This is a genomic window from Microbacterium sp. ABR10 (assembly GCF_057812175.1).
In genome coordinates this window covers 2,144,544-2,170,511 of the sequence record NZ_CM173821.1, presented here as the reverse complement: position 1 = coordinate 2,170,511, position 25,968 = coordinate 2,144,544, and the positions used below count along the sequence as shown (strand labels likewise).

At 70.1% G+C, this 25,968-nt stretch carries 29 protein-coding genes; 14 read left to right on the top strand and 15 right to left on the bottom strand.

Annotation, left to right across the window (positions count from 1 at the left end; translation table 11 throughout):
* Window positions 1-286: 286 nt before the first annotated feature.
* The 7 genes from ACXKZF_RS10090 to xseA are packed head-to-tail and all read right to left on the bottom strand — an operon-like array spanning window position 287 to window position 6,781.
* On the bottom strand, window positions 287-943 hold the full coding sequence (locus ACXKZF_RS10090; RefSeq protein WP_055953529.1) for a response regulator transcription factor: 657 nt from the start codon (window positions 941-943) through the stop codon (window positions 287-289).
* A complete protein-coding gene (locus ACXKZF_RS10085) occupies window positions 940-2,355 on the bottom strand; it encodes a sensor histidine kinase (protein WP_488984124.1) in 1,416 nt (471 codons plus the stop codon). Before ACXKZF_RS10085 ends, ACXKZF_RS10090 begins: the two co-directional genes overlap by 4 nt.
* 46 nt (window positions 2,356-2,401) lie before the next feature.
* Window positions 2,402-3,796 carry a class II fumarate hydratase gene (locus tag ACXKZF_RS10080; RefSeq protein ID WP_488984123.1) on the bottom strand — a complete coding sequence of 465 codons (1,395 nt, stop codon included), beginning with the start codon at window positions 3,794-3,796 and terminating at the stop codon, window positions 2,402-2,404.
* A gap of 34 nt (window positions 3,797-3,830) precedes the next feature.
* Complete coding sequence (locus tag ACXKZF_RS10075; RefSeq protein ID WP_488984122.1) at window positions 3,831-4,502, bottom strand: carbonic anhydrase; 672 nt, start codon at window positions 4,500-4,502, stop codon at window positions 3,831-3,833.
* Entirely contained in the window at window positions 4,499-5,131 is a 633-nt protein-coding gene (locus tag ACXKZF_RS10070; RefSeq protein ID WP_488984121.1) for a DUF4245 family protein, read from the bottom strand. The genes ACXKZF_RS10075 and ACXKZF_RS10070 overlap by 4 nt, the downstream gene beginning before the upstream one ends.
* Window positions 5,131-5,358 (bottom strand): exodeoxyribonuclease VII small subunit, encoded by a 228-nt coding sequence (locus ACXKZF_RS10065; RefSeq protein ID WP_183420116.1) that lies wholly within the window; start codon window positions 5,356-5,358, stop codon window positions 5,131-5,133. The genes ACXKZF_RS10070 and ACXKZF_RS10065 overlap by 1 nt, the downstream gene beginning before the upstream one ends.
* A 10-nt stretch (window positions 5,359-5,368) precedes the next feature.
* Window positions 5,369-6,781, bottom strand: a complete 1,413-nt coding sequence (xseA, locus tag ACXKZF_RS10060; protein WP_488984120.1) for an exodeoxyribonuclease VII large subunit — start codon at window positions 6,779-6,781, stop codon at window positions 5,369-5,371.
* A 140-nt stretch (window positions 6,782-6,921) separates the two neighbouring features.
* On the opposite strand from xseA, the gene ACXKZF_RS10055 reads away from it, so the two are divergent.
* From ACXKZF_RS10055 to ACXKZF_RS10035, 5 genes are all read left to right on the top strand, one after another.
* Complete coding sequence (locus tag ACXKZF_RS10055; RefSeq protein ID WP_488984119.1) at window positions 6,922-7,983, top strand: 4-hydroxy-3-methylbut-2-enyl diphosphate reductase; 1,062 nt, start codon at window positions 6,922-6,924, stop codon at window positions 7,981-7,983.
* A complete protein-coding gene (locus ACXKZF_RS10050) occupies window positions 7,980-8,552 on the top strand; it encodes a DUF6264 family protein (RefSeq protein WP_488984118.1) in 573 nt (190 codons plus the stop codon). Before ACXKZF_RS10055 ends, ACXKZF_RS10050 begins: the two co-directional genes overlap by 4 nt.
* Window positions 8,553-8,616: 64 nt before the next feature.
* Entirely contained in the window at window positions 8,617-9,123 is a 507-nt protein-coding gene (locus ACXKZF_RS10045) for a sigma-70 family RNA polymerase sigma factor (RefSeq protein WP_082484860.1), read from the top strand.
* Window positions 9,120-9,821: a zf-HC2 domain-containing protein gene (locus ACXKZF_RS10040; protein ID WP_488984117.1), complete on the top strand. Its 702-nt coding sequence runs from the start codon at window positions 9,120-9,122 to the stop codon at window positions 9,819-9,821. The genes ACXKZF_RS10045 and ACXKZF_RS10040 overlap by 4 nt, the downstream gene beginning before the upstream one ends.
* A 127-nt stretch (window positions 9,822-9,948) precedes the next feature.
* A complete protein-coding gene (locus ACXKZF_RS10035; RefSeq protein WP_055953543.1) occupies window positions 9,949-10,494 on the top strand; it encodes an MOSC domain-containing protein in 546 nt (181 codons plus the stop codon).
* Between the two features lie 292 nt (window positions 10,495-10,786).
* Here the strand turns inward: ACXKZF_RS10035 and fbaA are convergent, their stop codons facing one another.
* A complete protein-coding gene (gene fbaA / locus ACXKZF_RS10030) occupies window positions 10,787-11,815 on the bottom strand; it encodes a class II fructose-bisphosphate aldolase (RefSeq protein WP_055953545.1) in 1,029 nt (342 codons plus the stop codon).
* A 177-nt stretch (window positions 11,816-11,992) separates the two neighbouring features.
* Here fbaA and glpX point away from each other — a divergent pair, with 177 nt between their 5' ends.
* Window positions 11,993-12,982 carry a class II fructose-bisphosphatase gene (gene glpX, locus ACXKZF_RS10025; RefSeq protein ID WP_055953548.1) on the top strand — a complete coding sequence of 330 codons (990 nt, stop codon included), beginning with the start codon at window positions 11,993-11,995 and terminating at the stop codon, window positions 12,980-12,982.
* Between the two features lie 261 nt (window positions 12,983-13,243).
* Window positions 13,244-13,456 carry a hypothetical protein gene (locus tag ACXKZF_RS10020; RefSeq protein WP_055953550.1) on the top strand — a complete coding sequence of 71 codons (213 nt, stop codon included), beginning with the start codon at window positions 13,244-13,246 and terminating at the stop codon, window positions 13,454-13,456.
* Window positions 13,457-13,480: 24 nt separating this feature from the next.
* Here the strand turns inward: ACXKZF_RS10020 and ACXKZF_RS10015 are convergent, their stop codons facing one another.
* Both ACXKZF_RS10015 and ACXKZF_RS10010 read right to left on the bottom strand, forming a co-directional pair.
* Window positions 13,481-14,821 (bottom strand): DNA recombination protein RmuC, encoded by a 1,341-nt coding sequence (locus ACXKZF_RS10015; RefSeq protein WP_488984116.1) that lies wholly within the window; start codon window positions 14,819-14,821, stop codon window positions 13,481-13,483.
* Window positions 14,822-14,876: 55 nt separating this feature from the next.
* Window positions 14,877-15,470: a 3'-5' exonuclease gene (locus tag ACXKZF_RS10010; protein WP_488985988.1), complete on the bottom strand. Its 594-nt coding sequence runs from the start codon at window positions 15,468-15,470 to the stop codon at window positions 14,877-14,879.
* Between the two features lie 318 nt (window positions 15,471-15,788).
* On the opposite strand from ACXKZF_RS10010, the gene ychF reads away from it, so the two are divergent.
* Window positions 15,789-16,862, top strand: coding sequence for a redox-regulated ATPase YchF (gene ychF, locus ACXKZF_RS10005; protein ID WP_488984115.1), 1,074 nt, complete (start codon window positions 15,789-15,791; stop codon window positions 16,860-16,862).
* Between the two features lie 196 nt (window positions 16,863-17,058).
* Here the strand turns inward: ychF and ACXKZF_RS10000 are convergent, their stop codons facing one another.
* The 3 genes from ACXKZF_RS10000 to ACXKZF_RS09990 form a co-directional block, all read right to left on the bottom strand.
* On the bottom strand, window positions 17,059-17,298 hold the full coding sequence (locus ACXKZF_RS10000) for a hypothetical protein (protein ID WP_488984114.1): 240 nt from the start codon (window positions 17,296-17,298) through the stop codon (window positions 17,059-17,061).
* Window positions 17,299-17,340: 42 nt separating this feature from the next.
* The gene (locus tag ACXKZF_RS09995; RefSeq protein ID WP_488984113.1) at window positions 17,341-17,805 is read right to left on the bottom strand and encodes a class F sortase; all 465 of its coding nucleotides are present in this window, start codon (window positions 17,803-17,805) and stop codon (window positions 17,341-17,343) included.
* A gap of 191 nt (window positions 17,806-17,996) precedes the next feature.
* Complete coding sequence (locus ACXKZF_RS09990) at window positions 17,997-18,707, bottom strand: CHRD domain-containing protein (RefSeq protein WP_488984112.1); 711 nt, start codon at window positions 18,705-18,707, stop codon at window positions 17,997-17,999.
* A gap of 211 nt (window positions 18,708-18,918) precedes the next feature.
* On the opposite strand from ACXKZF_RS09990, the gene ACXKZF_RS09985 reads away from it, so the two are divergent.
* The gene (locus ACXKZF_RS09985) at window positions 18,919-19,452 is read left to right on the top strand and encodes a sigma-70 family RNA polymerase sigma factor (protein WP_488984111.1); all 534 of its coding nucleotides are present in this window, start codon (window positions 18,919-18,921) and stop codon (window positions 19,450-19,452) included.
* A complete protein-coding gene (locus ACXKZF_RS09980) occupies window positions 19,436-20,146 on the top strand; it encodes a hypothetical protein (RefSeq protein ID WP_488984110.1) in 711 nt (236 codons plus the stop codon). Before ACXKZF_RS09985 ends, ACXKZF_RS09980 begins: the two co-directional genes overlap by 17 nt.
* Window positions 20,147-20,166: 20 nt before the next feature.
* On the opposite strand, the gene ACXKZF_RS09975 is transcribed toward ACXKZF_RS09980, so the two are convergent.
* Window positions 20,167-21,474, bottom strand: coding sequence for a D-alanyl-D-alanine carboxypeptidase family protein (locus ACXKZF_RS09975; RefSeq protein ID WP_488984109.1), 1,308 nt, complete (start codon window positions 21,472-21,474; stop codon window positions 20,167-20,169).
* A 174-nt stretch (window positions 21,475-21,648) separates the two neighbouring features.
* Here ACXKZF_RS09975 and ACXKZF_RS09970 point away from each other — a divergent pair, with 174 nt between their 5' ends.
* The gene (locus tag ACXKZF_RS09970; RefSeq protein ID WP_082484862.1) at window positions 21,649-21,819 is read left to right on the top strand and encodes a CsbD family protein; all 171 of its coding nucleotides are present in this window, start codon (window positions 21,649-21,651) and stop codon (window positions 21,817-21,819) included.
* A 221-nt stretch (window positions 21,820-22,040) separates the two neighbouring features.
* Window positions 22,041-23,009 (top strand): aldose 1-epimerase family protein, encoded by a 969-nt coding sequence (locus tag ACXKZF_RS09965; RefSeq protein WP_488984108.1) that lies wholly within the window; start codon window positions 22,041-22,043, stop codon window positions 23,007-23,009.
* Window positions 23,010-23,073: 64 nt separating this feature from the next.
* Here the strand turns inward: ACXKZF_RS09965 and ACXKZF_RS09960 are convergent, their stop codons facing one another.
* Window positions 23,074-23,487, bottom strand: coding sequence for a hypothetical protein (locus tag ACXKZF_RS09960; RefSeq protein WP_055953579.1), 414 nt, complete (start codon window positions 23,485-23,487; stop codon window positions 23,074-23,076).
* Between the two features lie 169 nt (window positions 23,488-23,656).
* On the opposite strand from ACXKZF_RS09960, the gene ACXKZF_RS09955 reads away from it, so the two are divergent.
* Together ACXKZF_RS09955 and ACXKZF_RS09950 are read left to right on the top strand one after the other, a co-directional pair.
* On the top strand, window positions 23,657-25,078 hold the full coding sequence (locus ACXKZF_RS09955) for a flotillin family protein (RefSeq protein ID WP_488984107.1): 1,422 nt from the start codon (window positions 23,657-23,659) through the stop codon (window positions 25,076-25,078).
* A 12-nt stretch (window positions 25,079-25,090) separates the two neighbouring features.
* A complete protein-coding gene (locus ACXKZF_RS09950) occupies window positions 25,091-25,912 on the top strand; it encodes a DNA-formamidopyrimidine glycosylase family protein (protein WP_488984106.1) in 822 nt (273 codons plus the stop codon).
* Window positions 25,913-25,968: the final 56 nt, after the last annotated feature.

The window sequence follows — 25,968 nt, the reverse complement described above, 5'->3', positions numbered from 1 at the left end:
ATGCCATGGCATCCCGGCCCCTCGCCGAGAAGGCGGCGATCCACGCAGATGAGAGCTTTCTCATCTTCGGCTCCCCCCTCTCTCACGAAAACCGGCCAGAGTAGAACACGTCGACGAAGGAGACTTCGTCACCGCTTCGGCGGTTCCCCCATGGAAACAAGAGAACACGTCACGCGCAGGTCACCGCTCTTCGGGTGAGCCGGAAGACCACCGGACGCGTCTCTCCAGAACCCCCGGTGCCCCCCGCCGGGGGTTTTCGGGGTTGACGGCGCTGCCGCACCGCGACTCACTCCCAGCGGTAACCGGCTCCTCGCACCGTGACGATATGACCCGACCCGACCTTCGCGCGCAGATAGCGCACGTAGACGTCGACCACGTTGGATGACGGGTCGAAGTCCATCCCCCAGACGCGGCTGAGCAGTTGCTCGCGGCTGAGCACCTGCCCGGCGTGGCGGAGGAACTCCTCGGCGAGGGCGAACTCGCGCGCACTGAGGTCGATCTCGCGACCGGCGACCGTCGCGCGCCGGGCGAGGATGTCGAGCGAGACGTCGCCGTGGCCGATCGTCATCGAGCCCACCGTGACCGGCTCGCGCAAGCGCGAGCGCACGCGGGCGAGCAGCTCGTCGAACTTGAAGGGTTTCGCGACGTAGTCATTCGCCCCGGCGTCGAGACCGTCGACCGTGTCGCGCGTGCTGGTGCGCGCGGTGAGCATGATGACCGGGATCGTCGATCCCTGGCCGCGGAGGCTCCGCAGCACCTCGAAACCGTCGAGCGAGGGCAGCCCCACATCGAGCAGCACCAGGTCGACCTCACCGGCGAGCGCGGTGTCGAGCGCATCAGCGCCGTCGTCGACGATCAGCGTCTGGTAGCCCGCGGACTCCAGCCCCTTCGCCACGAAGGAGGAGATGCGCTCCTCGTCTTCCGCGATGAGGATGCGGGTCATCCGGTGGCCTCTCTCTGCATGACGACGTCGCCCGCGCGTACGGGCGTGGGAAGATCGGCCGGCGACTGCGCACCGGCTACGGGGATGTGGAGCACGACCGTGGCGCCGCCGCCGGGGGTGTCGACGACGGCGCAGTGTCCGTCGTGCGCCTTGGCGATGGCATCCACGATCGAGAGGCCGAGGCCCGAACCTTCGACACCCCGCCGGGTGGACAGGCGGTCGAAGCGGCGGAACACGCGATGGCGGGCGGCCGGGGGGATGCCGGGACCGTGGTCGCGCACCCACAGGTGGGCGGTGCTGTCATCGACGGAACTGCCGATCTCGATGGGACTGCCCTCGGGGGTGTACTTCGCCGCGTTGTCGGCGAGCTGGAGCCAGGCCTGCACCAGACGGTCGGCGTCGCCGCGGATGCGGGCGCGGGCGCGCCGCTCGACGCTCCAGGTGTGTCCCGCGATCGCTCCCGCGAGTTCCGCGACGCGGTCGGTGAGCGCTCCGACGTCGATGACGGCATCCGAGAGAGCACCGGTCTCGATGTCGGCGAGGGCGTCGATGTCGTCGACGAGGCGAGAAAGGCGGTCGAGCTCGGCGATGCCGAGGTCGCGTGTCTCGGTGACGTCGTGCGGGTCGGCGGGATCCATCATCTCGAGGTGGCCGCGGACGATGGTGATGGGCGTCTTGAGCTCGTGCCGCACGTCGTCGAGCAGTTGGCGCTGCGCATCGACCGACATCGCGAGGCGGTCGAGCATGGAGTTGACCGAGGTGGTGAGATCGGAGATCTCGTCGTTGCCGCGCGCGCGCAGGCGCGTGCCCAGGTCGTCGATCGTGATCGCGTCGGCGGTCGCACGCAGACGCCGCAACGGCGAGAACAGGCGGCCGGTGACGAAGTACCCCGCGATGCCGATGAGGATCAGCACCGCCAGCGCCGTGATGCCGTAGGTGGTGGTGGAGAGGGTGACGAGCTCCATCCGCTGATCGATCGAGATGACCTGCACGACGGTGCCGCCGCGTGCGGGCACCGCGGCGTAGAGGAGGGGGCCCTGATTGCTGTCGAGGCGTCCCGTGAGGCGCCCCTCGGCCACGACCCCGGCGATGGATGCCACGAGCTCGGCGTCGTCGGCCAGACGCAGGCCCGGGGGTGAAGGCGTCGCGGCGAGCACCTGCGCGTCGGCGAGGGCGAGCGTGCCATCGGTGCGGCCCGGAATGGCCGCGGCGACGAGGTCGGCGGCATCCTGACCGCTCGTCGACACCGTCGAGACGAACCCGTCGAGCTGACGCTCGGCGTTGGCGATCACGCGATCGCTCTGCACGAGGAACGTGACGCCACCGGCGAGGATCATGCCGAGCAGCACGACGCCGAGGATCGCGCCGAGAAGTCGCACACGCGTCGAGACGGGTCTCGTCGCGGGGCTCATCCTCCGATTATGGCGCGCCTCGGCGTCGTGGACGTGCGTGGGATGCTCAGCCGGGGTGCGTCATCGACAGCAGGTCGAGTTTGGCGTCGAGCACCTCTTCGGTGATCTCGCCCCGTTCGACGTAGCCGAGATCGACGACGGCCTCACGAACGGTGATGCCCTTGGCGACGGAATGCTTGGCGATCTTGGCAGCGGCCTCGTAACCGATGACCTTGTTCAGCGGCGTGACGATCGAGGGCGACATACCGGCGAAGGCCTCGGCGCGGGCCACGTTGGCCTCGAGGCCGTCGATGGTCTTGTCGGCGAGCACGCGCATGGCGTTCGAGAGCAGGCGGATCGACTCCAGCAGCGCCGTGCCCATGACGGGGATGGCGACGTTGAGCTCGAACGAGCCCGAGGCGCCGGCCCACGCGACGGTCGCGTCGTTGCCGATGACCCGCGCGCAGACCATGAGGGTGGCCTCGGGCACGACCGGGTTGACCTTGCCGGGCATGATCGAGGATCCGGGCTGCAGGTCGGGGATGTGCAACTCGCCGAGGCCGGTGTTCGGTCCCGATCCCATCCAGCGGATGTCGTTGTTGATCTTGGTCAGCGACACGGCGATGGTGCGGAGTGCGCCGGACGCTTCGACCAGACCGTCGCGGTTGGCCTGCGCTTCGAAGTGGTCCTTCGCCTCGGTGATGGGCAACCCGGTCTCGGCCGCGAGCAGCTCGATGACCTTCTGCGGAAAGCCGAGGGGCGTGTTGATGCCGGTGCCGACCGCGGTGCCGCCGAGGGGCACCTCGCCGACGCGGGGGAGCACCGCCTGCACGCGCTCGGCACCCAGGCGCATCTGGCGGGCGTAGCCGCCGAACTCCTGGCCGAGGGTGACGGGGGTGGCGTCCATGAGGTGGGTGCGACCCGACTTCACGATGCCCTTCCACGCCTGGGCCTTGGTCTCGAGCGCCACCGAGAGGTGCTCGAGAGCGGGGATGAGATCGGTGATGAGGGCCTGGGTGACGGCGATGTGCACCGAGGTGGGGAACACGTCGTTGGAGGACTGCGAGGCGTTCACGTGGTCATTGGGGTGAACGGTCGAACCGAGGATGCCGGTCGCCAGTGTCGCGAGCACCTCGTTCATGTTCATGTTCGACGAGGTGCCGCTGCCGGTCTGGTAGGTGTCGACGGGGAACTGCGCGTCGTGGCGACCGGTGACGACCTCGTCGGCGGCCTGGGCGATGGCATCCGCGATCCGCCCGTCGAGGGTGCCGAGCTCTTTGTTGGCGAGCGCGGCGGCCTTCTTGATGCGCGCGAGGGCGGCGATCTGCGTCGATTCGAGCCCGGACCCGGAGATGGGGAAGTTCTCGACGGCGCGCTGCGTCTGCGCGGCGTAGAGGGCGTCCTTGGGCACCCGCACTTCACCCATGGTGTCGTGTTCGATGCGGTACTCGATGTCGGTCACGTCGTCGTTCCTCCAGATCGGTGTTCGGTAGTTCTCAGCTGCGGGCGGCTTCGACGCGCTCGTCGACCACATCGCCCACGATGACGACGGGGAACGCTTCTCCCTCGTCGAGACGGTAGTTGGCGCCCACGACGGCGGTACGGCCCTCGGCCACCGCCTCGCTGATGAGTTCGGATGCGCGCAGCAACTCGGCCACGGTGTGGCGCAGGTGCTCGCGGCCGACCTGCTCGGGGTCGACGTGCTCGGGAAGGCGTCCGTCAACCGCACTCGCGCGCTGCACGCGGCGAACCGCCGGCACGATGGGGGCGATCTGACGCCAGATGTAGGCCGGCAGGGTCGGGGCATCGAGGCCGGTGCTGTCGATCGCGGCCCCCACGGCGCCACAGGCGTCGTGCGCGAGGACGACGATGAGCGGCACCTCGAGCACCCCGACGGCGTACTCGAGGCTGCCGATGACCGAATCCGAGATGACCTGGCCGGCGTTGCGCACGACGAACAGATCGCCGAGCCCCTCGTCGAAGATGATCTCGGCGGCCAGACGCGAGTCGGAGCAGCCGAACAGCGCCGCGGTCGGGTGCTGCGAGCTGGCGAGCTCGGTGCGACGCTCCACGTCTTGCCGGGGGTGGGCGGGGGCGCCCGCGATGAATCGCTGGTTTCCCTCCACCATCTGCTGCCACACCTGATGGGGGGTCATGCGCTCGCTCACGGAACCTCTCTCAACTTCTCGACCTGCTCGGTGACGGATGCGGCCGCCAGAGCCGCCGTCTCCGGGGCTGCGTCGCCGTAGACGAGCACGTGGTCGGGGCCGGCCGGTGTGGCCAGGGCGTAATCGATGTTCCCCGTGCCCGACGGGTTGGCGGGCCGGTAGACGTTCCAGGTGATGCCGTCGATCTCGGTGGTCTCGGTGCTGCGGGTGCCGTCGAGCACCTGTCCGACCCACGCCTCGTCGGCGTCGAACCCCTGAGCGACACGGAGGAAGCCCGTCTCGCCGGAGCGGACGTAGACCATGGTCCACGCCTCGGTTCCCCCGACGCCCTCGACGGTGGCCTGGTTCACACGCCACCCCTCACCCAGCGAGGGCGACAGCACGGGGCGCCCGCGCTCGGCTTCGAGATCAGCGGCCAGGGCCGGCACGTCGGGCGCGGGCCGCGGCGCCGGCTCGCCCCGGGGGACCGCGGCGACGACGACGACGACGACCGCGATGATGACGAGCAGCGCCGCGATGAGATTGCGAAACGTCTTGCTCGAGCGGTACCGACGCGAGGACTCCGCCTTGCGGTCGGCTGTCTCTTGCGGGGTCTCGGGGCGACCGAGGTGCGCGACGACGCGGGCCATCACTCGTCTCCTTCGCCGCGGGCGGCGTCGAGTCGGCGTTTCGCCCCGAGCAGCCACTCTTCGCACCGGGCGTACAGCTTCTCGCCGCGCTCCCAGAGGGCCAACGACTCTTCGAGTGTCGGTGCGCCCTGCTCGAGCTCGGCGACGACGCGCACGAGCTCGTCGCGAGCCTGCTCGAACGAGAGGGACGCGACGTCGGCGGCGGAGCCGGGGGTCGTCGCGGTCATGGCATCCATTCTAGGCGGGACCCAGCGACACCCCGTCGCCGGTTGCCTCGGCATCGAGGGGTCGATCCGCGGTCGCCGGGGAATCGGCGCGATCCGCGGCGTCCGTCTGCGGCTCGTCGGATCCATCCGCGCTCGCCGCGTCGTGCGCGACGGCGTCGGGGACGGTCCCCTCCGATCGGGCGGCGACGCTGCCCTGTTCGACCGTCACGCGCAGAGCGGTCCCGACCGGCGCGTCGGCCGCGTCACGCAGCACCGAACCGTCGGGGAGTTGCGCGATCGCGTACCCGCGGGCCAGCGTCGCGAGGGGCGAGAGCGCGCGGAGCCCCGCGCCGAGCTCGTTCGTGCGACGCCGTTCGCCCTCGATGCGGCGGTCGACGATGTCGCGACCGCGATTCGACAGCATCCACAGCTCCTGGGCCCGCGAGGTGAGCATCGAGTGGGGCGCGCGCAGCGCCGGGCGCGAGCGGATCTGCTCGAGCTGGGCGATGTCGTGCAGCACACGCTGCGTGAGGCGTCCCGTCAGCCGTGCGCGCAGTTGCGCCACCAGCGCCCGCTGCTCGCTGACGTCGGGGACGACCCGCTTGGCGGCGTCGGTGGGCGTCGAGGCGCGGACGTCGGCGACGTCGTCGAGCAGGGGGCGGTCGTTCTCGTGGCCGATGGCGCTGACGATCGGAGTGGATGCCGAGGCCACCGCGCGAATCAGCCGCTCGTCGCTGAAGCCGAGCAGCGTCTGAGGATCGCCGCCGCCGCGCGCGATCACGATCACGTCGACGTCGGGGTCGGCATCCAGTGCCTTGAGCGCCGCGATCGTCTCGGGTACGCATCGCTCACCCTGGACGGCCGCGTGCTTCGTGCGGAAGCGCACCCGCGGCCAGCGCAGCTCGGCGTTGCGGTGAACGTCTTTCTCGGCATCCGAGTTCTCGCCCGTGATGAGGCCGATGCAGTGGGGGAGAAAGGGCAGCTTCTTCTTGCGGACCGGGTCGAACAGGCCCTCCGACCGCAACTGCACACGAAGGGCCTCGAGGCGCTCGAGCTGCTCGCCGAGGCCCACGTGACGCATCGCCGAGATCGAGAACGAGAAGTCGCCGGTGCGGGGGAAGTAGTCGGCCTTGACGCACGCGACGACGTGGTCGCCCACCTTGAGGTCTTTGGGCAGACGGTTCAGCGTGCTCGACCAGATGCGGAACGCGACGGTCGATTCGGTTCCCAGGTCTTTCATGCGCCCGAACACGTTGCCACCGCGGCGGTTGAAGGAGGTGATCTCGCCCTCGACCCATACCGACCCCCAGCGCTCGATGAAGCCGCGGATCGTGTCGTTCAGGCGGGAGACCGAGGTGGGGGCGTCGGTGCGGGAGTCGCGCGGGTGCACGCTGTCGGGGGGCGGCGCCTGCCCTGCGACGGTCTCGGGGTGGAAGGAGGTCATGTCACTCGCTCGGATGCGGGCCGGCGGCAGGAGGCGCAGGAGGCGGGAGGGTCTCGGACGGGGAAGGGCTCATCGTATCCATGCGGGTCGCGGTGGGGAGGTTCGGCCGGCGTCCAGGGGCACCCCGGTAGAATCGCGGGGTGAGCTCACCTGCCGTGCACCTGCCCGTTCCCCGCATCCCGGGTCGACGCGGGCGGCTCCAGGATATCCCCGTCGTCGGACAGAAGAAGGTGCTGCTCGCCGCACCCCGTGGATACTGCGCGGGCGTCGATCGCGCGGTCATCGCCGTCGAGAAGGCGCTCGAGCGATACGGCGCCCCGGTCTATGTGCGCAAGCAGATCGTGCACAACATCCACGTCGTCACCGAGCTCGAGAAGAAGGGCGCCGTCTTCGTCGAGGAGGTCGACGAGGTGCCCGCAGGCTCGCACGTCGTCTTCAGCGCCCACGGTGTGTCGCCCGCCGTCGTGTCGGCGGCATCCGAGCGCGGACTCCAGGCGATCGACGCCACGTGCCCGCTCGTGACGAAGGTGCACCGCGAGGCGGTGCGCTTCGCGCGCGACGATTTCGAGATCCTGCTGATCGGCCACGAGGGCCACGAAGAGGTCGAGGGGACGGCCGGCGAGGCCCCCGAGCACGTCACCGTCGTGAACTCGCCCGAGCACGCCGACGAGATCGAGGTGCGCGATCCGTCGAAGGTCGTGTGGCTGTCGCAGACCACCCTGTCGGTCGACGAGACGATGGAGACCGTTCGTCGCCTGCGCGAGCGCTTCCCGCAGCTGCAGGATCCGCCCTCCGACGACATCTGCTACGCCACGCAGAACCGCCAGGTCGCGATCAAGAAGGTCGCCGTCGGTGCGGATCTCGTGATCGTGGTGGGCTCCGCGAACTCCTCCAACAGCGTCCGCCTCGTCGAGGTCGCGCTCGAGTACGGCGCGAAGGCGGCTTACCGCGTCGACTACGTCGACGAGGTCAAGCAGGAGTGGCTCGAGGGCGTCCAGACCGTCGGCGTCACCAGCGGCGCCTCGGTTCCCGAGGTGCTCGTCACCGAGGTGCTCGAAGAACTCGCCGGTGCGGGGTACCGCGACGTTGAAGAGGTGCGCACCGCCGAGGAAGACCTCATCTTCTCCCTCCCCAAAGAGCTGCGTCAGGATGCCAACGGCCAGCGCGACAGCCGCGCGCTCGGCGGTCGGAGCAGCGCGTGAGCGACGGGTCGTCGGAGAACCCCGAGGTCCGGCCGCGCCCGCAGTACGGCGAGTACGCCACCCCCGAAGAGCAGCGCGCGCGCATTCAGCGACCCGAGGTGACCGAGGCGCTCGACGCCGGTGTGGCCCCGCAGCCCGAGCAGCCCGCGCCGACGCCCGCACCCGCGGCCGGCCCACGACCGGGCGCTCTGCGCGGACCGCTCTGGGACCGCGTCATCACGGGTGGTCTGCTGGCCTACGGGCTCGTCTCCACGGTGTCGACCATCGTGCAGCTGCTCGACTTCCCGCGCTACGCCGAGTCGGCCGCCGCCGTGCTCGGCGTCGACGCCGCCTACACGAACCTGCAGGCGGGATACGTCTGGGGCGCGGCCGCAGCCCTCGTCTACGGCATCGGATGGCTGCTCACCGCCCTGCTCACCTGGCGCCGGTTGAGGCGAGGTCGCATCGCGTTCTGGATCCCCATCGCGGGCTTCGTCGCCACCGCACTGATCGCCGGTGTGTGCGTCACCCTCGCCCTGGTCGGCGATCAGCAGTTCATGACCGCCATCATCGGCAGCGTCCCGAACTGAACCGCGTGAGCCGGCATCCCGTGTTCACTCGAGAGGGTTTCTCGAGACGGGGAGAGGGGATGCCGTGGTGCGGGACGAGCACGCGCAGCTGACGGCGCTGTACGACGCGCACGCCGTCCCCGTGTGGCGGTACGTCGTCAGCCTGACCGGCGATCACTCCGGCGCCGACGACGTGGTGCAGGAGACCCTTCTGCGCGCATGGCGCACGCCGCGGGTGATGACCGACGACCCCTCGTCGTTGCGGTCGTGGATGTATACCGTCGCCCGCAACATCGTCATCGACGAGGCGCGCAGCGCCCGGCGCCGTCATGAACTGCCCGTCGACGAACTGCCCGAACGGGTGCGTGACGACGATACGGATGCCATGTTCGACGCCCTGCTCGTCGAGGAGGCACTGGCCACCCTCACTCCCGACCACCGCGCCGTCATCGTCAGCGCCTATTACGGCGGGCGCAGCGTCGCCCAGGCGGCCGAGGAGCTCGGCATACCCGCCGGAACCGTGAAGTCGCGTCTGCACTACGCCGTGCGGGCGCTGCGGCTCGCGCTGCAGGAAAGAGGGGTGACCCGATGACCGCCGATCACGAGCGCCTGTCCGCCTCGGACGGCGCCTACGTCCTTGGAGCCCTGAGCGCCGCCGATCGAGCTGAGTTCGAAGCGCACCTCGCTGCGTGCGCCGAGTGCAGGGCGGCCGTCGCCGAACTCGCGCCGACCGCCGGGCTGCTGTCGCGGCTGTCCGTCGAGCGGGCGCGCGCCGTGGGCGAGTCGACCGGCCCGGTGCCGATCTCGGAGCCCCATCCGTCGTTGCGGGGCCGCTTCGTGCGAACGGCGCGTCGTCGGCGCGCCCGCCGCATCACGGCGTGGACGCTGGCGGCATCCGTCGCGCTGGTCGCGATCGCCGTGCCGAGCGTCATCGCGGTGACCGGTGCAGTGCAACCGTCGGGGGCGGTCTACGCGCTCGACGACATCGGGGGAGCGCCCCTCGAAGCGTCGGTCAAGCTCACCTCTGTGCCCTGGGGCACGCGCATCGACCTCGTGTGCCAGTACACCGGGCAGGTGCTCGACGCCCCGCCCGGCGGCTGGCCCTACGCCCTCGCGATCACCGACGATGCGGGGTCGACGAGTGTGCTGTCGACGTGGCGCGCCGGCCCGGGATCGACGACTGAGCTGAGCGCCGGCACCGACCTCGCCGCAGCGGACATCGACGCGGTCGAGATCCGCACGGTCGACGGCGACCGCGTCGTGATGCGGCGGACGTTCGACACGCCGTGAGTCGGGCCCGCGGAGCGGGATCGGCCATCGCGTGGACGCTCGAGGCGAATCGGCGCGGCGCCGACGAGGCCCGCGGCGCTCCGCCGCGCAGTCGGGAAGCGCTGCGGCGACGTTCTAGCATCGTCGCATGCCCCGTCTCGTCGCCGTCTGCGCCGTCCACACCCTGCATCCGGATGCCGGATCCGTCGGCGTCACCGCCATCGACAAGCGCCCGATCGAGGGCGACGTTCGCGTCGGAAAGCTGGGCGTCCGCGCCGACGTGCAGGCGAGCCGGAAGCATCACGGCGGTCCCGACAAGGCGGTGTACGCCTACGCCCACGAGGACGCGGAGTTCTGGGAGCGAGAGCTCGACCGAGATCTCCCCTCCGGGTGGTTCGGAGAGAACCTCCGCGTCGAGGGGCTCGACGTCAACGGCGCCCGCATCGGCGAGATCTGGCGCATCGGCGACACCGTCGAGGTGGAGGTGACGATGCCCCGCACCCCGTGCGCGACGTTCGCGCGGTGGGTCGGCGGCTCCGCGGCGCGCGGGTGGGTGAAGCGCTTCTCCGACGAGGGGCGACTCGGCGCGTACCTGCGCGTGCGCCGGGCAGGCGACGTCCGGGCGGGGGATGCCATCGAGGTGCTGTCGGTACCCGAGGGCGCGCCGACGGTGATCGAGGTGTACCGGAGCTGAGACGCCGGGTCTCGGCATCCGGTGGCTCGAGGCGGGGTGCCTGCACGTCGGCCGGTGTCTCGATGACACGCCGTTCACTGTGGCGTGATCCGGTCGCCCGGGGCGGGTTGCGCGCACAACGGCGGGGAATTTCGGTGACACGCCGTTCGCGGTGGCGTGTCATCAGCGTGTCGCCGAGCCGACCCGCCGTTGCGCACGGCGGGCGCGTGTCGCGGCTCAGGCTCGGGCCGCGGCATCCGAAAACGACGAACGCCCCGGTACGGAGACCGGGGCGTTCGCTCGAGCGGGTGTGTCAGCTCTTCGACTGGCCGTACGAGCCGAGCTGCTTGGTGGCCTCGACCACGCGCACGGCCATCGCGGACTCGGCGACCTTGCCCCAGGCGCGGGGGTCGTACTGCTTCTTGTTGCCGACCTCGCCGTCGAGCTTCAGCACGCCCTCGTAGTTCGAGAACATGTAACCGGCGATCGAGCGCGTGAAGGCGTACTGGGTGTCGGTGTCGATGTTCATCTTGACGACGCCGTTGGCGACGGCGAGGGCGATCTCGTCATCGGTCGAGCCGCTGCCGCCGTGGAACACGAGGTCGAGGGGCTTGGGTCCGGTGCCGAAGTGCGCGGCGATGCCTTCCTGGATCTCGCCGAGCAGCTCGGGGCGGAGCTTCACACCGCCGGGCTTGTACACGCCGTGCACGTTGCCGAAGGTGAGGGCCGAGATGTAGCGGCCGTTCTCGCCGAGGCCGAGGCGCTCGACGGCCTTGGTGACGTCGGCGACCGTGGTGTACAGGGCGTCGTTCGAACCCTCGTGCTGAACGCCGTCTTCTTCGCCGCCGACGACGCCGACCTCGATCTCGAGGATGGCGTTGATGTTCTTCATGCGGGGGAGGAGGTCGGCCGCGATGTCGATGTTCTCGTCGAGGGGAACGGCCGAGCCGTCCCACATGTGCGACTGGAAGATCGGGTTGCGGCCGGCCTTCACCTCTTCTTCAGAGGCCTCGAGAAGGGGGAGGACGAAGCCGGGCAGGGCGTCTTTGGGGCAGTGATCGGTGTGCAGCGCCACGGTGATCGGGTAGTTCTTGGCGACCTCGGTGACGTACCGGGCGAAGGCCAGGGCGCCGGTGGCGCGGGCCTTGACGGTGTGGCCGGCGAAGTAATCGGCGCCACCGGTGGTGACCTGGAGGATGCCGTCGGAGCCGGCCTCGGTCAGGCCCTGAAGCACCGAGTTGATGGTCTGCGAGCTCGAGACGTTGATCGCGGGGTACGCGAAGCTGCCGGCCTTGGCGCGGTCGAGCATGTCGGCGTACTGCTCAGGGGTAGCGACGGGCATGGAGGTGCTCCTTGGTGTTGTCGGGACACCGTCAGCCTAGCGAAGGCGTCGGATCGTGACATGGCGCACGCGACAGGAACCGGCCACTTCTGCGGAATCGTTAAGAAGCGCCATTCCTTCGCCTCGGGACTGGTGAAATCCCGCGATTGTCATCGCTTTGCTGGATACAGTGGCCCCATGGTGAGCCTGACTGCCGACATGAGCCCTTTGCACCCCGACCGCAACCTGGCTCTGGAGTTGGTGAGGGCGACGGAAGCGGCATCCATCCGCGCCGTCCCCTTCATCGGGCGGGGCGACAAGGAAGCCGCTGACGGTGCCGCGGTCGACGCGATGCGCGCCTTCTTCAGCACCGTCAACTTCGACGGCACGATCGTCATCGGCGAGGGCGAGAAGGACAACGCGCCCATGCTCTACAACGGGGAGCGCGTGGGCAGCGGCCGCGGCCCCCAGTGCGACGTGGCCGTGGATCCGATCGACGGTACCTCGCTGACCGCCGCCGGTCGCCAGAACGCCCTCTCGGTGATCGCGGTGTCCGACCAGGGCACCATGCTGGAGGCTTCGAGCGTCTTCTACATGGACAAGCTCGTGACCGGTCCCGCGGGAGTGGGTGTCGTCGACATCCGCCTGCCGATCGGTGAGAACATCCGCCTTCTCGCGAAGGCCCTCGGCAAGCCCGTCGACGAGCTCGTCGTCTCGGTGCTGAACCGCCCGCGGCACGAGCAGCTCATCGCCGACATCCGCGAGGCCGGCGCCGGCACCCGTCTGATGAGCGACGGCGACGTGGCCGGCGGCATCAACGCGGCCCGTCACAACGCCCGCACCGACATGTGCGTCGGCATCGGCGGCAGCCCCGAGGGGATCGTGACCGCCTGCGCGATCAAGGCGCTCGGCGGTCACATCCAGGGAGTGCTCGCACCTCGCACCGACGACGAGAAGGAGAAGGGCCGGGATGCCGGACTTTTGATCGACGGCGAGGTGTACGAGGCCGACGGTCTGGTGAAGGGCAAGAACACGATCTTCGTCGCCACTGGCGTGACCGATGGTCAGCTCGTTGCGGGCGTGCGCCGCGAGGGCGACTTCCTTTACACCGAAAGCGTCGTTCTGCGTGGGGCGTCGGGGACCCTGCGCCGCATCACGTCGGAACACCTGACGTCAAAGTGGCTGTGACGCCGGCCCTCCTGGGCTGAGTGGTGCATCTCGCGAGACGGCATCTCGCTGACATGACGGCTGCATGCTGCAACCGTCTCGTCGGCGGGGTGCCGTTTCGACGTGCAGGGGGCAGCCGTGCGGCGCGCAGATGGTCCGCGCAGGTGCAGTCGGGCGTGTCGTGACGCAAGCGTGACCGGTCTCTCAGGAGGACTCTGGCACAATCGGTAGAGGTGTCAACGGTGACGCTGTGTTCTTCCGAGACCCGAAGGGGGATCGTCCGTGACTACAGCTCCGACGAACCAGACCGCACCTCAGACAGGTGCCCAGGCGGTCATCGCCAGCGCCGTCGACCCGGCACGCCGACCCGACGTACTGCTGCGCGTGCGCCGCGCCGAGGGCCACGAAGTGAGCGCCTGGTGGATGGTCGGCGCCTTCGTCGGCGTCTCCGCCGCCGTCATCAGCCTGCTCAGTTGGGTGCCCGGCGGCGCCTGAGCCGCGGGCTCACCGACACACCGTTCAGGCGTCATCGGCGGCCAGCCCCGCCCTCTCGCGCACATCACCGAGGTCGGCTCCCGAGAGCCGCGGCGATGAAGCGTCTTCATCCGTCCGCGCGATGGACGACTGTCGTGGATCGGACTCCAGGTCGAGCATCTCGGGTGCCGTCCACCGTCTGGGCACGGAGTCGACGGCGCCGGGAGCCGCGACCACGTCGAGCTTGGTCTCATCGATACCGGGGAACTTGCGTGCGGTGACCAGCACCCGTGTCTCGAGCGACCCTGCGAACTTGTTGTAGCTATCGACCGTGCGCTCGATGGCGCGGCGGAGGTCGCTCGCGTGGCTCGCGAGGACGCCCACCCGGTCGTACAACTCGGTGCCGAGGGCGAAGAGGGTGCGCGCCTCGTCTGAGACGTCTTGCTGCGTCCACGTGAAGGCGACGGTCTTCAGCACCGCCCAGAGGTTGACGGGAGAGGCGAGGGCCACCCGACGCGCGAAGGCGTAGTCGAGCAGGGCGGGATCTTCGTCGAGCGCGGACGCCAGCAACGACTCGCTCGGTAGGAAGCAGACGACGAATTCGGGGCTCGTCGTCAGCCCGGCCCAGTAGGCCTTCCGGGCGAGCGCGTCGACGTGGGCGCGCACGGCGCGTGCGTGCTTCGTCAGGAGAGCCGCGCGCCGCGCTCCTTCGTCACCGGCGGCCGTGACGGCGATGGCGCTCGCCTGCAGGTACGCGTCGAGGGGGACCTTCGCATCCACCGCGAGGGCCTTGCCACCCGGGAGGCGCACCACCATGTCGGGGCGACCCGCGCCGGCGTCGCTGGAGATCGTCGCCTGCAGGTCGAAGTCGACGTAACGGGTGAGACCGGCCGCCTCGACGACCCGCCGCAACTGCGTCTCGCCCCAGACGCCGCGGGTCGTGCCGGAACGCATCGCGGAGGCGAGGGACTCGGTGGTGGCGCGGAGTGCTTCGTCGGCCTCGCGCGAGAGCCGCAGCTGCTCGCCGAGCGCGGAGTACTGCTCGACTCGGTCGCGCTCGAGGCCGTCGACCTTGCGCTGCATCGCGTCGAGCGTGTCGCGCACCGGGTCGAGCGCACGCAGGACTGTCTGTTCGCGACGCTCGCGTTCCTCTCGTGCGGCTTGGTCGGCGCGGGATTGCCCGACCAGCTCTCGGTACAACGCGACCTGATGGTCGAGTTGGGCCTGTACACCCACACGTGCCGTCTCGGCGGCGGCGGCCCGCGAGCCCAACGCCTGCTGTTCGATCGCGGCCCGCGCGGAGGCCCGCGACGACCCCACGAACCACCCGGCGGCGACGCCGAGGGCGAGGGCGAGGATCACGAAGAGGAGGGCGCTGGCATCCATGTTCCGAGCATGCACCAGACCTCCGACATCGCCGGAGAGACGCCGCCGGTGGTGCTCAGGCGACGGCGCGTTCGACCGCTTCGACCGTGATCTGCGAGACCCGCACGCCGAGGTGCGCGGCCAGGGCGTGCACGTCGTCGACGCCCGCGCGGCGCGCGCAGTCGATGGTGATCTCGGCGCAGGCGACGGCGTCGGCGAGCGCGTCATGGTGCGCGAAGGGGGAGCATCCGGCCTCGGCGGCGACGAGCGGAAGGCGATACGAGGCGAGCGCGTACGTCTTGCGTGACATCTGCACGCTGCAGAGGTAGCGGTAGGGCGGGCACTCGTCGCCCGTCGCGGCGCAGGCCCGACGCAGCACCGACATGTCGAAGCCGGCGTTGTGCGCAACCAGGACGTCGGCGCCGGCGAAGGCGGTGAGGCGTGCGAGCTGATCGCTCCACGACGGCGCGTTCACCACGTGGGCGGGCTGGATGCCGTGGATGCCAACGTTGATGGGGGCGAAGTCGTCGTGTCCGGCCGGGGGCTTGATCAACCAGGCGGCGGTCGCGACCACCCGGCCGCCCCGCACTCGGGCGAGGCCGACCGCGCACGCGGACGCGCCGCTGGAGTTCGCCGTTTCGAAGTCGATCGCGGTGAAGTCCAATGCCACGGATCCACCCTGACCCGCCGCCGCGTCGAAGGGGTGAGGCGCGCCGGGGTCGGCGGCATCCGAGGTGCGGTCGGGTGCGGGGGAGCGCGGACGAGCCGACCCCGAGACGCGCGCATGCGTCGACGCGGCGGTCGAGGTGGTTGTGGCATCCCTCCCCGACCTGGCCGACGGAGGGGCGGTCGCATTGCCGAACGTCACGCACGCGTTCCGCGCGCGACGACACTGATCGCGTCGGCGACGTTGCGTCCCGGTGCTCAACGCGTCGGCGAGAGGAGCCAAGGACGTTGAGCGGGCGGCGGCCGGGTAACCTGGACTCCCGTGGCTCTTACCATCGGAATCGTCGGCCTTCCCAACGTCGGCAAGTCGACCCTCTTCAACGCCCTGACCAAGAACTCGGTGCTCGCCGCGAACTACCCGTTCGCCACGATCGAGCCCAACGTCGGGGTCGTGAACCTTCCCGATGCGCGGCTGCAGAAGCTCGCCGACGTGTTCAGCAGCGAGCGTCTCGTGCCGGCCGCGGTGTCGTTCGTCGACATCGCCGGCATCGTGCGCGGAGCCAGCGAAGGTGAGGGCCTCGGCAACCAGTTCCTCGCGAACATCCGTGAGGCGGATGCCATCGCCCAGGTCGTCCGCGGATTCGCCGACGACGACGTGGTCCATGTCGACGGCAAGGTCAACCCCGCCGGCGACATGGAGACCATCAACGCCGAGCTCCAGCTCGCCGACCTGCAGACGCTCGAGAAGGCGATCACGCGGTACGAGAAAGAGGTCAAGGGCAAGAAACTCGACCCCTCGGTGCTCGACGCAGCCAAGGCCGCGCAGGACGCCCTCCAGCGCGGCGTGCTGCTCTCGGCATCCAAAATCGACCTCTCGCCGATCCGCGAGCTGGGTCTGCTGACCGCGAAGCCCTTCATCTTCGTCTTCAACGTCGACGAGGCCGTGCTCACCGACCCCGCTCGCAAAGACGAACTGTCGGCGCTCGTCGCGCCCGCGAAGGCCGTCTTCCTGGATGCCAAGATCGAGTCCGAACTGATCGACCTCGACCCCGAGGATGCCGCTGAGCTGCTGGCATCCACCGGTCAGGACGAGTCCGGCCTCGACCAGCTCGCCCGCATCGGCTTCGACACGCTCGGCCTGCAGACCTACCTCACCGCGGGACCGAAGGAAGCGCGCGCGTGGACGATCCCGCAGGGCGCGAAGGCTCCGCAGGCGGCCGGTGTCATCCACACGGACTTCGAGAAGGGCTTCATCAAAGCCGAGGTCATCTCGTTCGCCGACCTCGTCGAGCTCGGCTCGGTCGCCGAGGCCCGATCGAAGGGCAAGGCCCGCCTCGAGGGCAAGGAGTACGTCATGCAGGACGGCGACGTGGTGGAGTTCCGCTTCAACAACTGACGGACGCCATCGTTGGGACGAGCGGGCTCGGGGGCTCACGTGGACGGCCTTCGTCCGTCGGCGGCTCGTCGACCACGCCTTGAGGAGCGACAGCGTCGCACCCGGCTGCGTGCGGTGGTTCATCCCAGACGGGGCGGGCGGGAACGGCAGAGTGCTTCGTCGATGCTCCGTGATCGAGCGGTCGTCGGCACTCCGTTCAGCTCGGGCGAGAGCGTTTCGAATGCCTGAGCGCCGCGACCAGGCATCGAACCTCCCACGCGGTCGCGGCTCCCGTAACGACCGTGAGAACGAGCGCGACGACCCATTGCAGCGGGGTGAGGGCGAGCAGCGGCGCGGCGAGGAACGTCACGACGAGCCCACCCGCGAACAGCGCGGCGAAGATGACGAGGAACATCGCATGGCCGGCGGGAGATCTTCTGGGCTCGTGCTGCGACATGTCGAGGAGGCTACCCCGACACCGGGTTCCCGCGCTGGGTGATCACGCCGGCACGGCGTAGACCACCCGGTTGTCGACGTACGAACCGGCATCCCGGTCGAAGACGCCGCCGCAGGTAATGAGCCGCAACTCGTCACGGGCGGTGGCTCCGAAGACACGGGCGGTGGGAAAGGCCGACTTCGGATAGTCGGCGGTCTCGGTGACGCGGTAGACGTGCACCACGCCGTCGGCGCCGTACACCTCGACCACGTCTCCCACCGCGAGGTCCTCCAGATTCTGGAACACCGCGGGGCCTGTGGGCGAATCGACGTGGGCGGCGATGACGGTGGGTCCGTTTCCGCCGGGGCGCCCGCCGCCGGAGAACCATCCGACCTCCTCGTAGTCGACCGGAACCTCCATGCCCCCGTCGTCGGCGATCCCCAGTTCGATCAGTGGCTCGTCGAGCGCGAGGGTCGGGATGACGACACGTGCGGGGGCGACGGGTGCGGGCGTGGCCGGCGCGTCCACGTCGGGCGGCGTGATCGGCGTGGTCGGGGACGCGACGGACGTCGGAGCCGACGGGAGAGGTGTGGGGGAGGCCGACTGCGGCGCCGCGCTGCACCCCGCGCAGCTCAGCACGGCGACCAGCGCGAGCACGCACGCGGTGCGCGCCGGCCACCCCAGCGGGGCCTGCCGACGCGCACCGCGCCGCGCGTCGATCACTCGGCCGCGGCCGCGCGGCGGCGTTGGACGATCAAGGCGGTGGCGGCGACGAGGCCGAGCCCGCCGGCCGTGGCGGCGAGTCCCCAGCCGGAGAACTCACTCGTCGCCGCTCCACCGGCGCCGGTGTCGACCCCGCCGACGGGGATGGACGTCAGCTGGCCGCGGATTACTCCGGCCGCGAAGTCGACGGTGTGGGAGTCGCCGGTGAAGCCGGCGGGGTTCGCCTCGATCTGCTTGAGCGAGAAGTTCGTCCCGGTGTCGGCACCGTTGGCGACGACGCCGGTGGTGAAGGGCCCCTGCAGGCATCCCGCCGAGGTGCGCGGGCCGTCGCCGACGGGTGCGGGGTTGGGGAAGGCGATGCGCGGCGGGCCGGGCTTGCCGACGGCGGCCTCATGGATGTGCGTCGCCGTCTTCGCCGGGCTCTGGTAGTCGCCGCTGACCCCCTCGAGGCGGATGTCGTAGCAGATGATCTCCTGGTCGGAGTTGATGCGGAACGTGAACGTGCCGGTCGCACCGCTCTGCCCCGGTGTCGCCACCCCGTCGTTGTTGATCACCTGGTCCGGCGTCGCCATCACGGTGAATGCGCTCGTGAACTGCGACGGTTCGTCGACCTCGGTGTCGGCGAAGGCGGGGGATCCCACGGCCAGCAGGGCGACACCGGCCAGGGCGCCGATCGTCAACGGGCGGGCGTACGTCTTCTTCGTCATCGTCGTGCCTTTCGATCGGGACGCGGAGCGTCCGGTTGAGGGCGTGTACGAGAGGAAGCGGCCGAACGTTCATCGCCGCGGCGAATTGCTCCGCGATGAACGCAGAGTCCGTCGGCGACGTATACCTCGCAGGTCGCCGTCGGGGCGACCGTTAGCCTCGGAGAGGACGGCGCGCATGACGGAGTCCGCCGAACGGAGCAGGGAGAGGCGCATGGACGCGTCTCGACGACGCAAGGCGGGGGCGGGATTCGATCTCCGCCGCGCGTTCGACGACAACGGCAGCGCGCTGCTCGGGTACGCCGTGAACGCGCTCCGCGACCGTCCTCTCGCAGAGGACTGCGTGCAGGAGACGTTCCTGCGGGCGTGGCGAGCCAGGGAGCGATTCGATCCACGAGAGGCCTCCGAGCGCACCTGGCTGTTCTCGATCGCCCGGAACGTGATCGTGGACGCCCTCCGCGCCCGCGCCCGCCTGCCCCTGATCGGCGACCACGCGGAGCTCGAGAGTCGGGCTGCGGAGGCCATCGATCCTCTCGAACGGCTGCGGATGCTCGAGGCGCTGTCGGTGCTCACGGAGGCGCACCGCACGGCCGTCGTGGCGATCCACCTTCACGGGCGCACGTACCAGGAGCTGTCCGATGCCACGGGCGTCCCCGTTGCGACCTGGCGCACCCGAACCTTTCACGCACTCCGCGCCCTCCGGGCGCACCTCGAAGAGATGGAGGAGCCCGATGCGCACTCCCGATGACCGCTGGGCCGAATTGGTGGCCGCCGCGCTGGCCGGAGAACTGACCCCCGCCGAGTCGGTGGAGTTCGAGGGGCTCCGACGTTCCGACCGGGCGCGTGCCGACGAGTTCACCGCGCTCGAAGAGGTCGCCGGGCGGCTGCGCCAGGGCGATCTCGGATGGACCACCCCCCGCGATGCGGGCGACCTGTTCGAGCGGATCGGGACCTCGCTCGACCGCGGCGATACAACGGCGGTCGGATCGGCGCCGGTGGTCGCCGTCGCGCGGCGTCCGCGCCGGTGGGTCGCGCCGCTCGTGGGCGCGGCGTGCCTCGCCGCAGGTCTGGCGATCGGTGCGAACGGTGCCGGCGCGTTCCGTGCACCCGCGCCGTCGGGCCCGCCGGGCACCCTCGGCGCCGTGGAGCAGATCGAGGTGCGCGACGACGTCGGCGGCATCGATGTCTCGGCGGAGGTCGTCGCCCACACGTGGGGCACCGAAGCGTACCTGGAGGCGTCGGGACTCGACGTGGGAGCGACGTACGAGCTCGTCTTCGTCGGCGAGGACGGCACCGAGTTCACCGCGGGGGAGGTGCTCGGTTCAGCCGTCCCCATCGTCTGCCGCATGAACGCGGCGGTCCTGCGCGGCGACGCGGCGCGAATGGAACTGCGCGACACGGGCGACGCCGTCGTCGCTCACGCGGAGCTGCCGGCGGTGTGACCCTCTGACCGTGGGGTGCGTCAGCCCAGTTCGGTCGGGTGGGTCAGACGCCACCACAGGGTCGGTTCCTCGATCGCGCCCTTGATCTCGACCTCGGATGCCGTCGTCTGCGGGCCGGCCGTCCAGGTCACGGTTCCCACGACCTCGCCGTAGGCGTAATTCTGCGGCGTTCTGGTGTCGAGGTTCACCGTCACGGGTGTGTCCGACCAGGTGCGGAGCGCCGCGTTCTCGGCGAGCACGAGGGACGCACGAGAGCCCCAGGGCGTGGAGATCGTGCCGATGTCGTCGCCGGCGGTCCCCAGGGTCAGGTCGTGGAACCCGTACTTCAGGCTCTGCAGCAAGAGCGCGACGTCTTCATCGGTGCTGTCGTGGGTCGCACCGCTCATGCGCACACCCGTGATGCTCAGGGGGGCGCCGATACCGACGTCGAGGGTGGACGTGAAAAGGAGATTGAACGTCCCGTCGCCCAGATTGCCGGTCTTCATGCCCGAGACTCCGAGGGTGCCGAGCAGGTCGTTGGTGTTGGTGACGGTCCCGGGCCCACGGACGGTGATCGACGGCGTTCGGACGATCGCGGCGACGACGGGGTTCGCCGCGGCGATGCGGCCGAGGGCCACGAGGTCGCTGGGCGTGCTCGTGTTGCGCTCGTCGATCCCGGTGGAATCCACGATCCGCGTGTCGTTCAAGCCGTTAGCGCTCAGCCACGACCGAGCCGCCTGCACATACGCCCCCTCGGAGCCGAACGCCCAGCGGGCGGTGGCGACGGCGTAGTTCGCGGCCGAGGGAATCAGCATGGTTGCGAGCGAGTCGTGCAGCGACATCGTCAGCCCGTCGGGCATCGATGCGATGACCGCATCCTGCACGTAGAACTGGTCGTAGAGGTCGGTGTCGGCCTCGGTGAACGCGATCGTCGGACCGGGATCGCCCGGCCCGTCGAGCGGGTGGGCGTCGAGTACGACGAGGGCGGTGACGAGCTTCGCGATGCTCGCAATGGGCCGCGCGTCGTTGCCGCCCGACGAGGCGAAGGCCCCCGCGGCATCCGGTCCCAGATACTCTGCGCCTCCCTCGACGCTCATCAGCATCTCGCCGTCGGCGGGCAGGGCGAGGGATGCCGCCGGCCCCGCGGACGCGATCGGCGTCTGCGACGTGACGGTCGGTGCGGGAAGAGCGGCCGACGAAGCCCACCAGACGTATCCGCCGCTACCGCCGAGAACCACGAAGGTGATGACGAGGAAGACGATCAGCGCGATGCGGCCGGCACGGCCATTGCGCTGGGGTTCGCGAGGGGCATCGTCGAGGAGGCTGTGGAAATCGGCGAGGGTACTCACGTCTCAGCCTCGGAGGTGAGCAGGAAGCGGGATGGGCAGGCGCGCACCTCTCGAATCTAACCCGGGGCATTGCCTCACGCCGAGACGAATTTCAAGCCCCCCACCGCTTGGAGAGAGGAGACCTACCGTGATTGCCATCGGGAAATACCCGAGGACCACACGGGAGGAGCCGCCATGGGACTCGACGACAAGATCAAGAACGCCGCTGAAGACATCGCCGGCAAGGCGAAAGAAGCTTTCGGCAAGGCGACCGACAACGAGCGTCTCGAAGCCGAGGGTCAGGGCGACCAGAGCAAGGCCAACGTCAAGAAGGCCGGCGAGAACGTCAAGGACGCCTTCAAATAAGCGCCCTCCCCGAATGCCCCGATCGTCACGGTCGGGGCATTCGTCGTTCTCGGGCACTCCGCACCGGACGAACGACACGGCGACTCCGTGCGGCCGCGACCACGCGCGGCTGACGACACGGCATGCCGTGATGGCGGCAGGAAGATCTTGCGTGACCGACCCGACCGACGTGACGGCCCGGGATGCCGTGGCTCCCACGGTGCGACCACGATAATGGCGACATGACCACTGCCGTTCCCACCGAGACCCCTACGCTCGTCTCGGGCACCCCCGTCGTCCTCCGCGCTCACGGCTACGAAGCCGCCATTGCCAGCGTCGGCGCCTCGCTCCGCTCATTGACACATGAGGGTCGCGACCTCGTCGTGCCGTTCGACGCCGACGAGCTGCGTCCCGCCTACCGCGGAACCACGCTGGCGCCGTGGCCCAACCGCGTGGTCGACGGCATCCATCATTTCGACGGTGTCGAGCACCAGCTCCCCCTCACCGAGCCCGACCGCGCTCACGCCCTGCACGGGTTGCTGTCGTGGGCGGACTGGAACGTCACCGACGCCTCGGACAGCGCCGTCACACTGAGCGCGACGATCACCGCGCAGGCGGGGTACCCGTGGTGGCTGGTGGTGTCGACGACGTACCGCTTGGATGCCGCCGGCCTCACGCAGACGGTCCGCGCGACGAACCTGTCGGACACTCCCGCACCGTGGGGGACCGGACCGCACCCGTACCTCGTCGCCGGCCCCGCGACCCTGGATGAATGGAACCTCACCCTCCCGGCCGACACCGTGCTCGAGGTGACGCCGGACCGTCTGTCGCCGGTGGCCCTGGCATCCGTGACCGTCGACGCCGACCGGTTCGACTTCCGCGAGGACCGCGTCCTCGGTGCGGTCGAGATCGACCACGCGTACACGGGGCTGATCCGGGATGCCGACGGCCGGACGACCGTGGTCGTCACGGACCCCGCGGGCACGGGCGTGGCGATGAGCTGGGCCGGGGAATGCCCCTGGGTTCAGATCCACACGGCCGACCTGCCCGCCGGCCCCGGCACGCCCGGACACCGCGCCGGCCTCGCGGTGGAGCCGATGACCTGCGCGCCCGACGCCTTCAACGACGACGTCTACGACTTCGACACCGGCGTCGTCTCGCTCGATCCGGGCGCGTCTCACGAGGCGGGGTGGACCATCTCCGCTCGCTGACGCTCGATGACGACAGAACCGCCCCGGGTGAATCCCGGGGCGGTTCTGTCATGCGTGCGGGGCGTCAGACGACCTGTGCACCGCACATGCCGCAGTCGCCTCCGACGGACACCTCGACGAAGCAATCGGGGCACATAGTACGCGTGGGGCGGTCGGTGATGAGCGTCGGCCTCGGGCTCGCGCTCCGGCGCTCCGCGCGCGGGGCGGCGGCTGCCCGGGTGCGGGCGGCGGTGACGGGGGCGACCGGCGGCGGAGGGGGCGCGGCCGGCTTGTGCGCTTCGCAGTAGAAGCGGACGAACCCGTCGTGGTGCTTGGGGTGGCGGTGCTTGACCGCCCAGAGTTCGGTGCGCTCGTAGAGCGGGCCATCGGTGCCGCAGGCGACGCAGCGAGTGGCCTCGCCCGGAACGACGTCGGCGACCAGGACGGGGGCGTCGAAGCGGATGGCATCGCGCCAGTCCTGCGACGAGACGATCTTCATGTGGGGACCCTTCTTCGGCGGTTCGGGCCGCCTCCCCCCAACGGTACGCTCCTCCCCACCCCGGTGCGACGCGATCGTGCGCGGAAAGGGTGGACACGCCCGCACAGGCCCCCGTTAGGTTGGAAGGAATTCCCCGCGCCGCCTCGGCAGCGCCCATCGAAGGAGAAGCATGGAACTCGCCGCATTGGGAGCCGTCGGAGTCATCGTGGCCATCGTCGTGGTGGTCGCGGTGGTCGTCATGGCCGTCCTCGCCCTGGTCGTCCGCGGCTGGTATCGCGTCGCGAAGGCCGACGAGGCCCTGGTCATCGTCGGTAAGCGGCAGAAGAGCTCCGACGGCAACTCCTCGCGCATCACGGTCATCACGGGCGGCGGAGCGATCGTCAACCCGCTGACGCAGCGCGGCGAGATGATCTCGCTGCGAGCCCGCCAGATCAAGATGGAGCCGACCGCGCAGTCGTCCACCGGCGTCACGGTCAACGTCAGTGGCGTCGCCCTGGTCAAGATCGGCTCGGACCCCGAGTCCGTGCGCCGTGCGGCGGAGCGCTTCGCCTCGCAAGACAAGGCGATCGAGCAGTTCACCACGGAGCAGCTCGAGGGTGCGCTGCGCGGAGTGGTGGCGACATTGACCGTCGAAGAACTCATGCGCGACCGCCAGCGCCTGTCGGACCAGATCGCCGAAGGCATCAAGCAGGACCTCTCTTCGCAGGGCCTCATCCTCGACTCTTTCCAGATCCAGGGCATCACCGACCTGAACGGCTACATCTCGGCGCTCGGTGCGACCGAGGTCGAGCGTGTCAAGCGCGAGGCCGAGGTCGCCCGCATCAACGCCGTGCGTGAGATCCGCGCGCGACAGATCGCGACCGACGAGGCCAACCTCATCGAGCAGACCGCGCTCGACAAGAACAGCGCTGCGGCCAAGGCCGAGGTCGGTCGCGCCAACGCCGAGGCCGAGCAGGCGGAGGCGCTGACACGAGCCGAGCGTCGGCAGGCCGTCCTGCAGCAGGAGGCGCAGAACACGCAGGCCCGCCTGGAGTCCGAGGTCTCCCGCGTCGCGGATGCCGACCTGTATCAGCGTCAGAAAGATGCTGACGCCGAGTCGTACTCGCAGATCAAGGCGGCGCAGGCGCGCGCCGCGATCGCCGAGCAGGAAGCGGCTGCCGTGCGCGTGCGCGCCGAAGCCGACGCGCAGGCCGTGCGCCTGGCCGGTGAGGCCCGCGCCGAAGCCATCCGCGCTGAGGCGGAGGCGCTGTCGCATAACCAGGAGGCCCTGCTGGCGCAGCGCGCGCTCGAGGCGCTGGTGCCGATGATGACCGAATTCGCGAAGGGCTACGACCGGGTCGGCAACATCACCGTCCTCGGCGGCGAGGGAGCCAGCGGGCACCTGGCGACCGAATCGGCCACGGGCCTCCGGGCGTCGTTCGAGGCCGTGCGTGCGGCGACCGGCATCGACCTGACGCAGATCATCCAGGGCCGCGTGGTGGCCGACGCGTTCGCAGAATCGACGCGCCGTCCCGCGGCGTCCGCGGAGAAGACGTACCCCGCACCCACCGTGCCGCCGGCAGAGCCGACCGCACCCCAGCCGGGGGCCTGAGGGCCGCGCACCGTGCCCGAAGCTCCTGAGGTCGAGGCGCTCGCGTCGTTCCTGCGCGAGCGCCTCCTCCGACGCACCACGACCGGTGTCGAACTCGTCGAGGGCCGGGCGCTGAAGACCCGCGGGCGCCCGCTCGACGAGCTGATCGGTCGCGACGTCAGCGGTGTGACCCGACACGGCAAGCACCTCGACATCGACTTCGAGGGCGTGCACCTCGGCCTCGGCTTCGGGCGGGCGGGGTGGGCGACGTGGGACGAGGGGGCGGTCGCGGAGCGGCCGGACGACGCGCCGGTCGCGGCGGTCATCGCTCGCCTGATGTTCGACGACGCCGTCCTGGGCGTCACAGACGCGGGGGACTGGCTGTCGGTGCAGCTCCACGTGGTGGATGCCGCGGACGACGTTCCCTCGGTCGCCAAGCTCGGTCCGGATGCCGCGGATCCCGCCTATTCTCGAGCGATGCTGGCCGAGGCGCTCGGCGGTCGGCGCAAGCAGCTGAAGGCCCTGCTGCAGGAGCAGGAGACGCTCGCCGGGATCGGCAATGCGTACTCAGACGAAATCCTCTTCGCCGCACGGCTGTCGCCGTCGGCTCACGCGGCAGCCCTGACGGACGACGAGATCACACGGCTGTGGAGCGCGTTGCACGACACGATGACCGCCGCGGTGATCGCCCGCCGGGGCGTGCCGATCGCCGAGCAGAAGGCGGCGAAGGTCGCGGCGATGCGGGTGCACGGGCGTACCGGTGAGCCGTGTCCGGACTGCGGGGGCGTCGTCGACGACATCCCCGGCACGAAGGGCGGCGGGCAGTGGTGTCCGTCCTGCCAGGGCACCGACTGATCCCTACAGACGAGGGGCTCCGGACCGCGGTCCGGAGCCCCTCGTCTGTCGCCTGA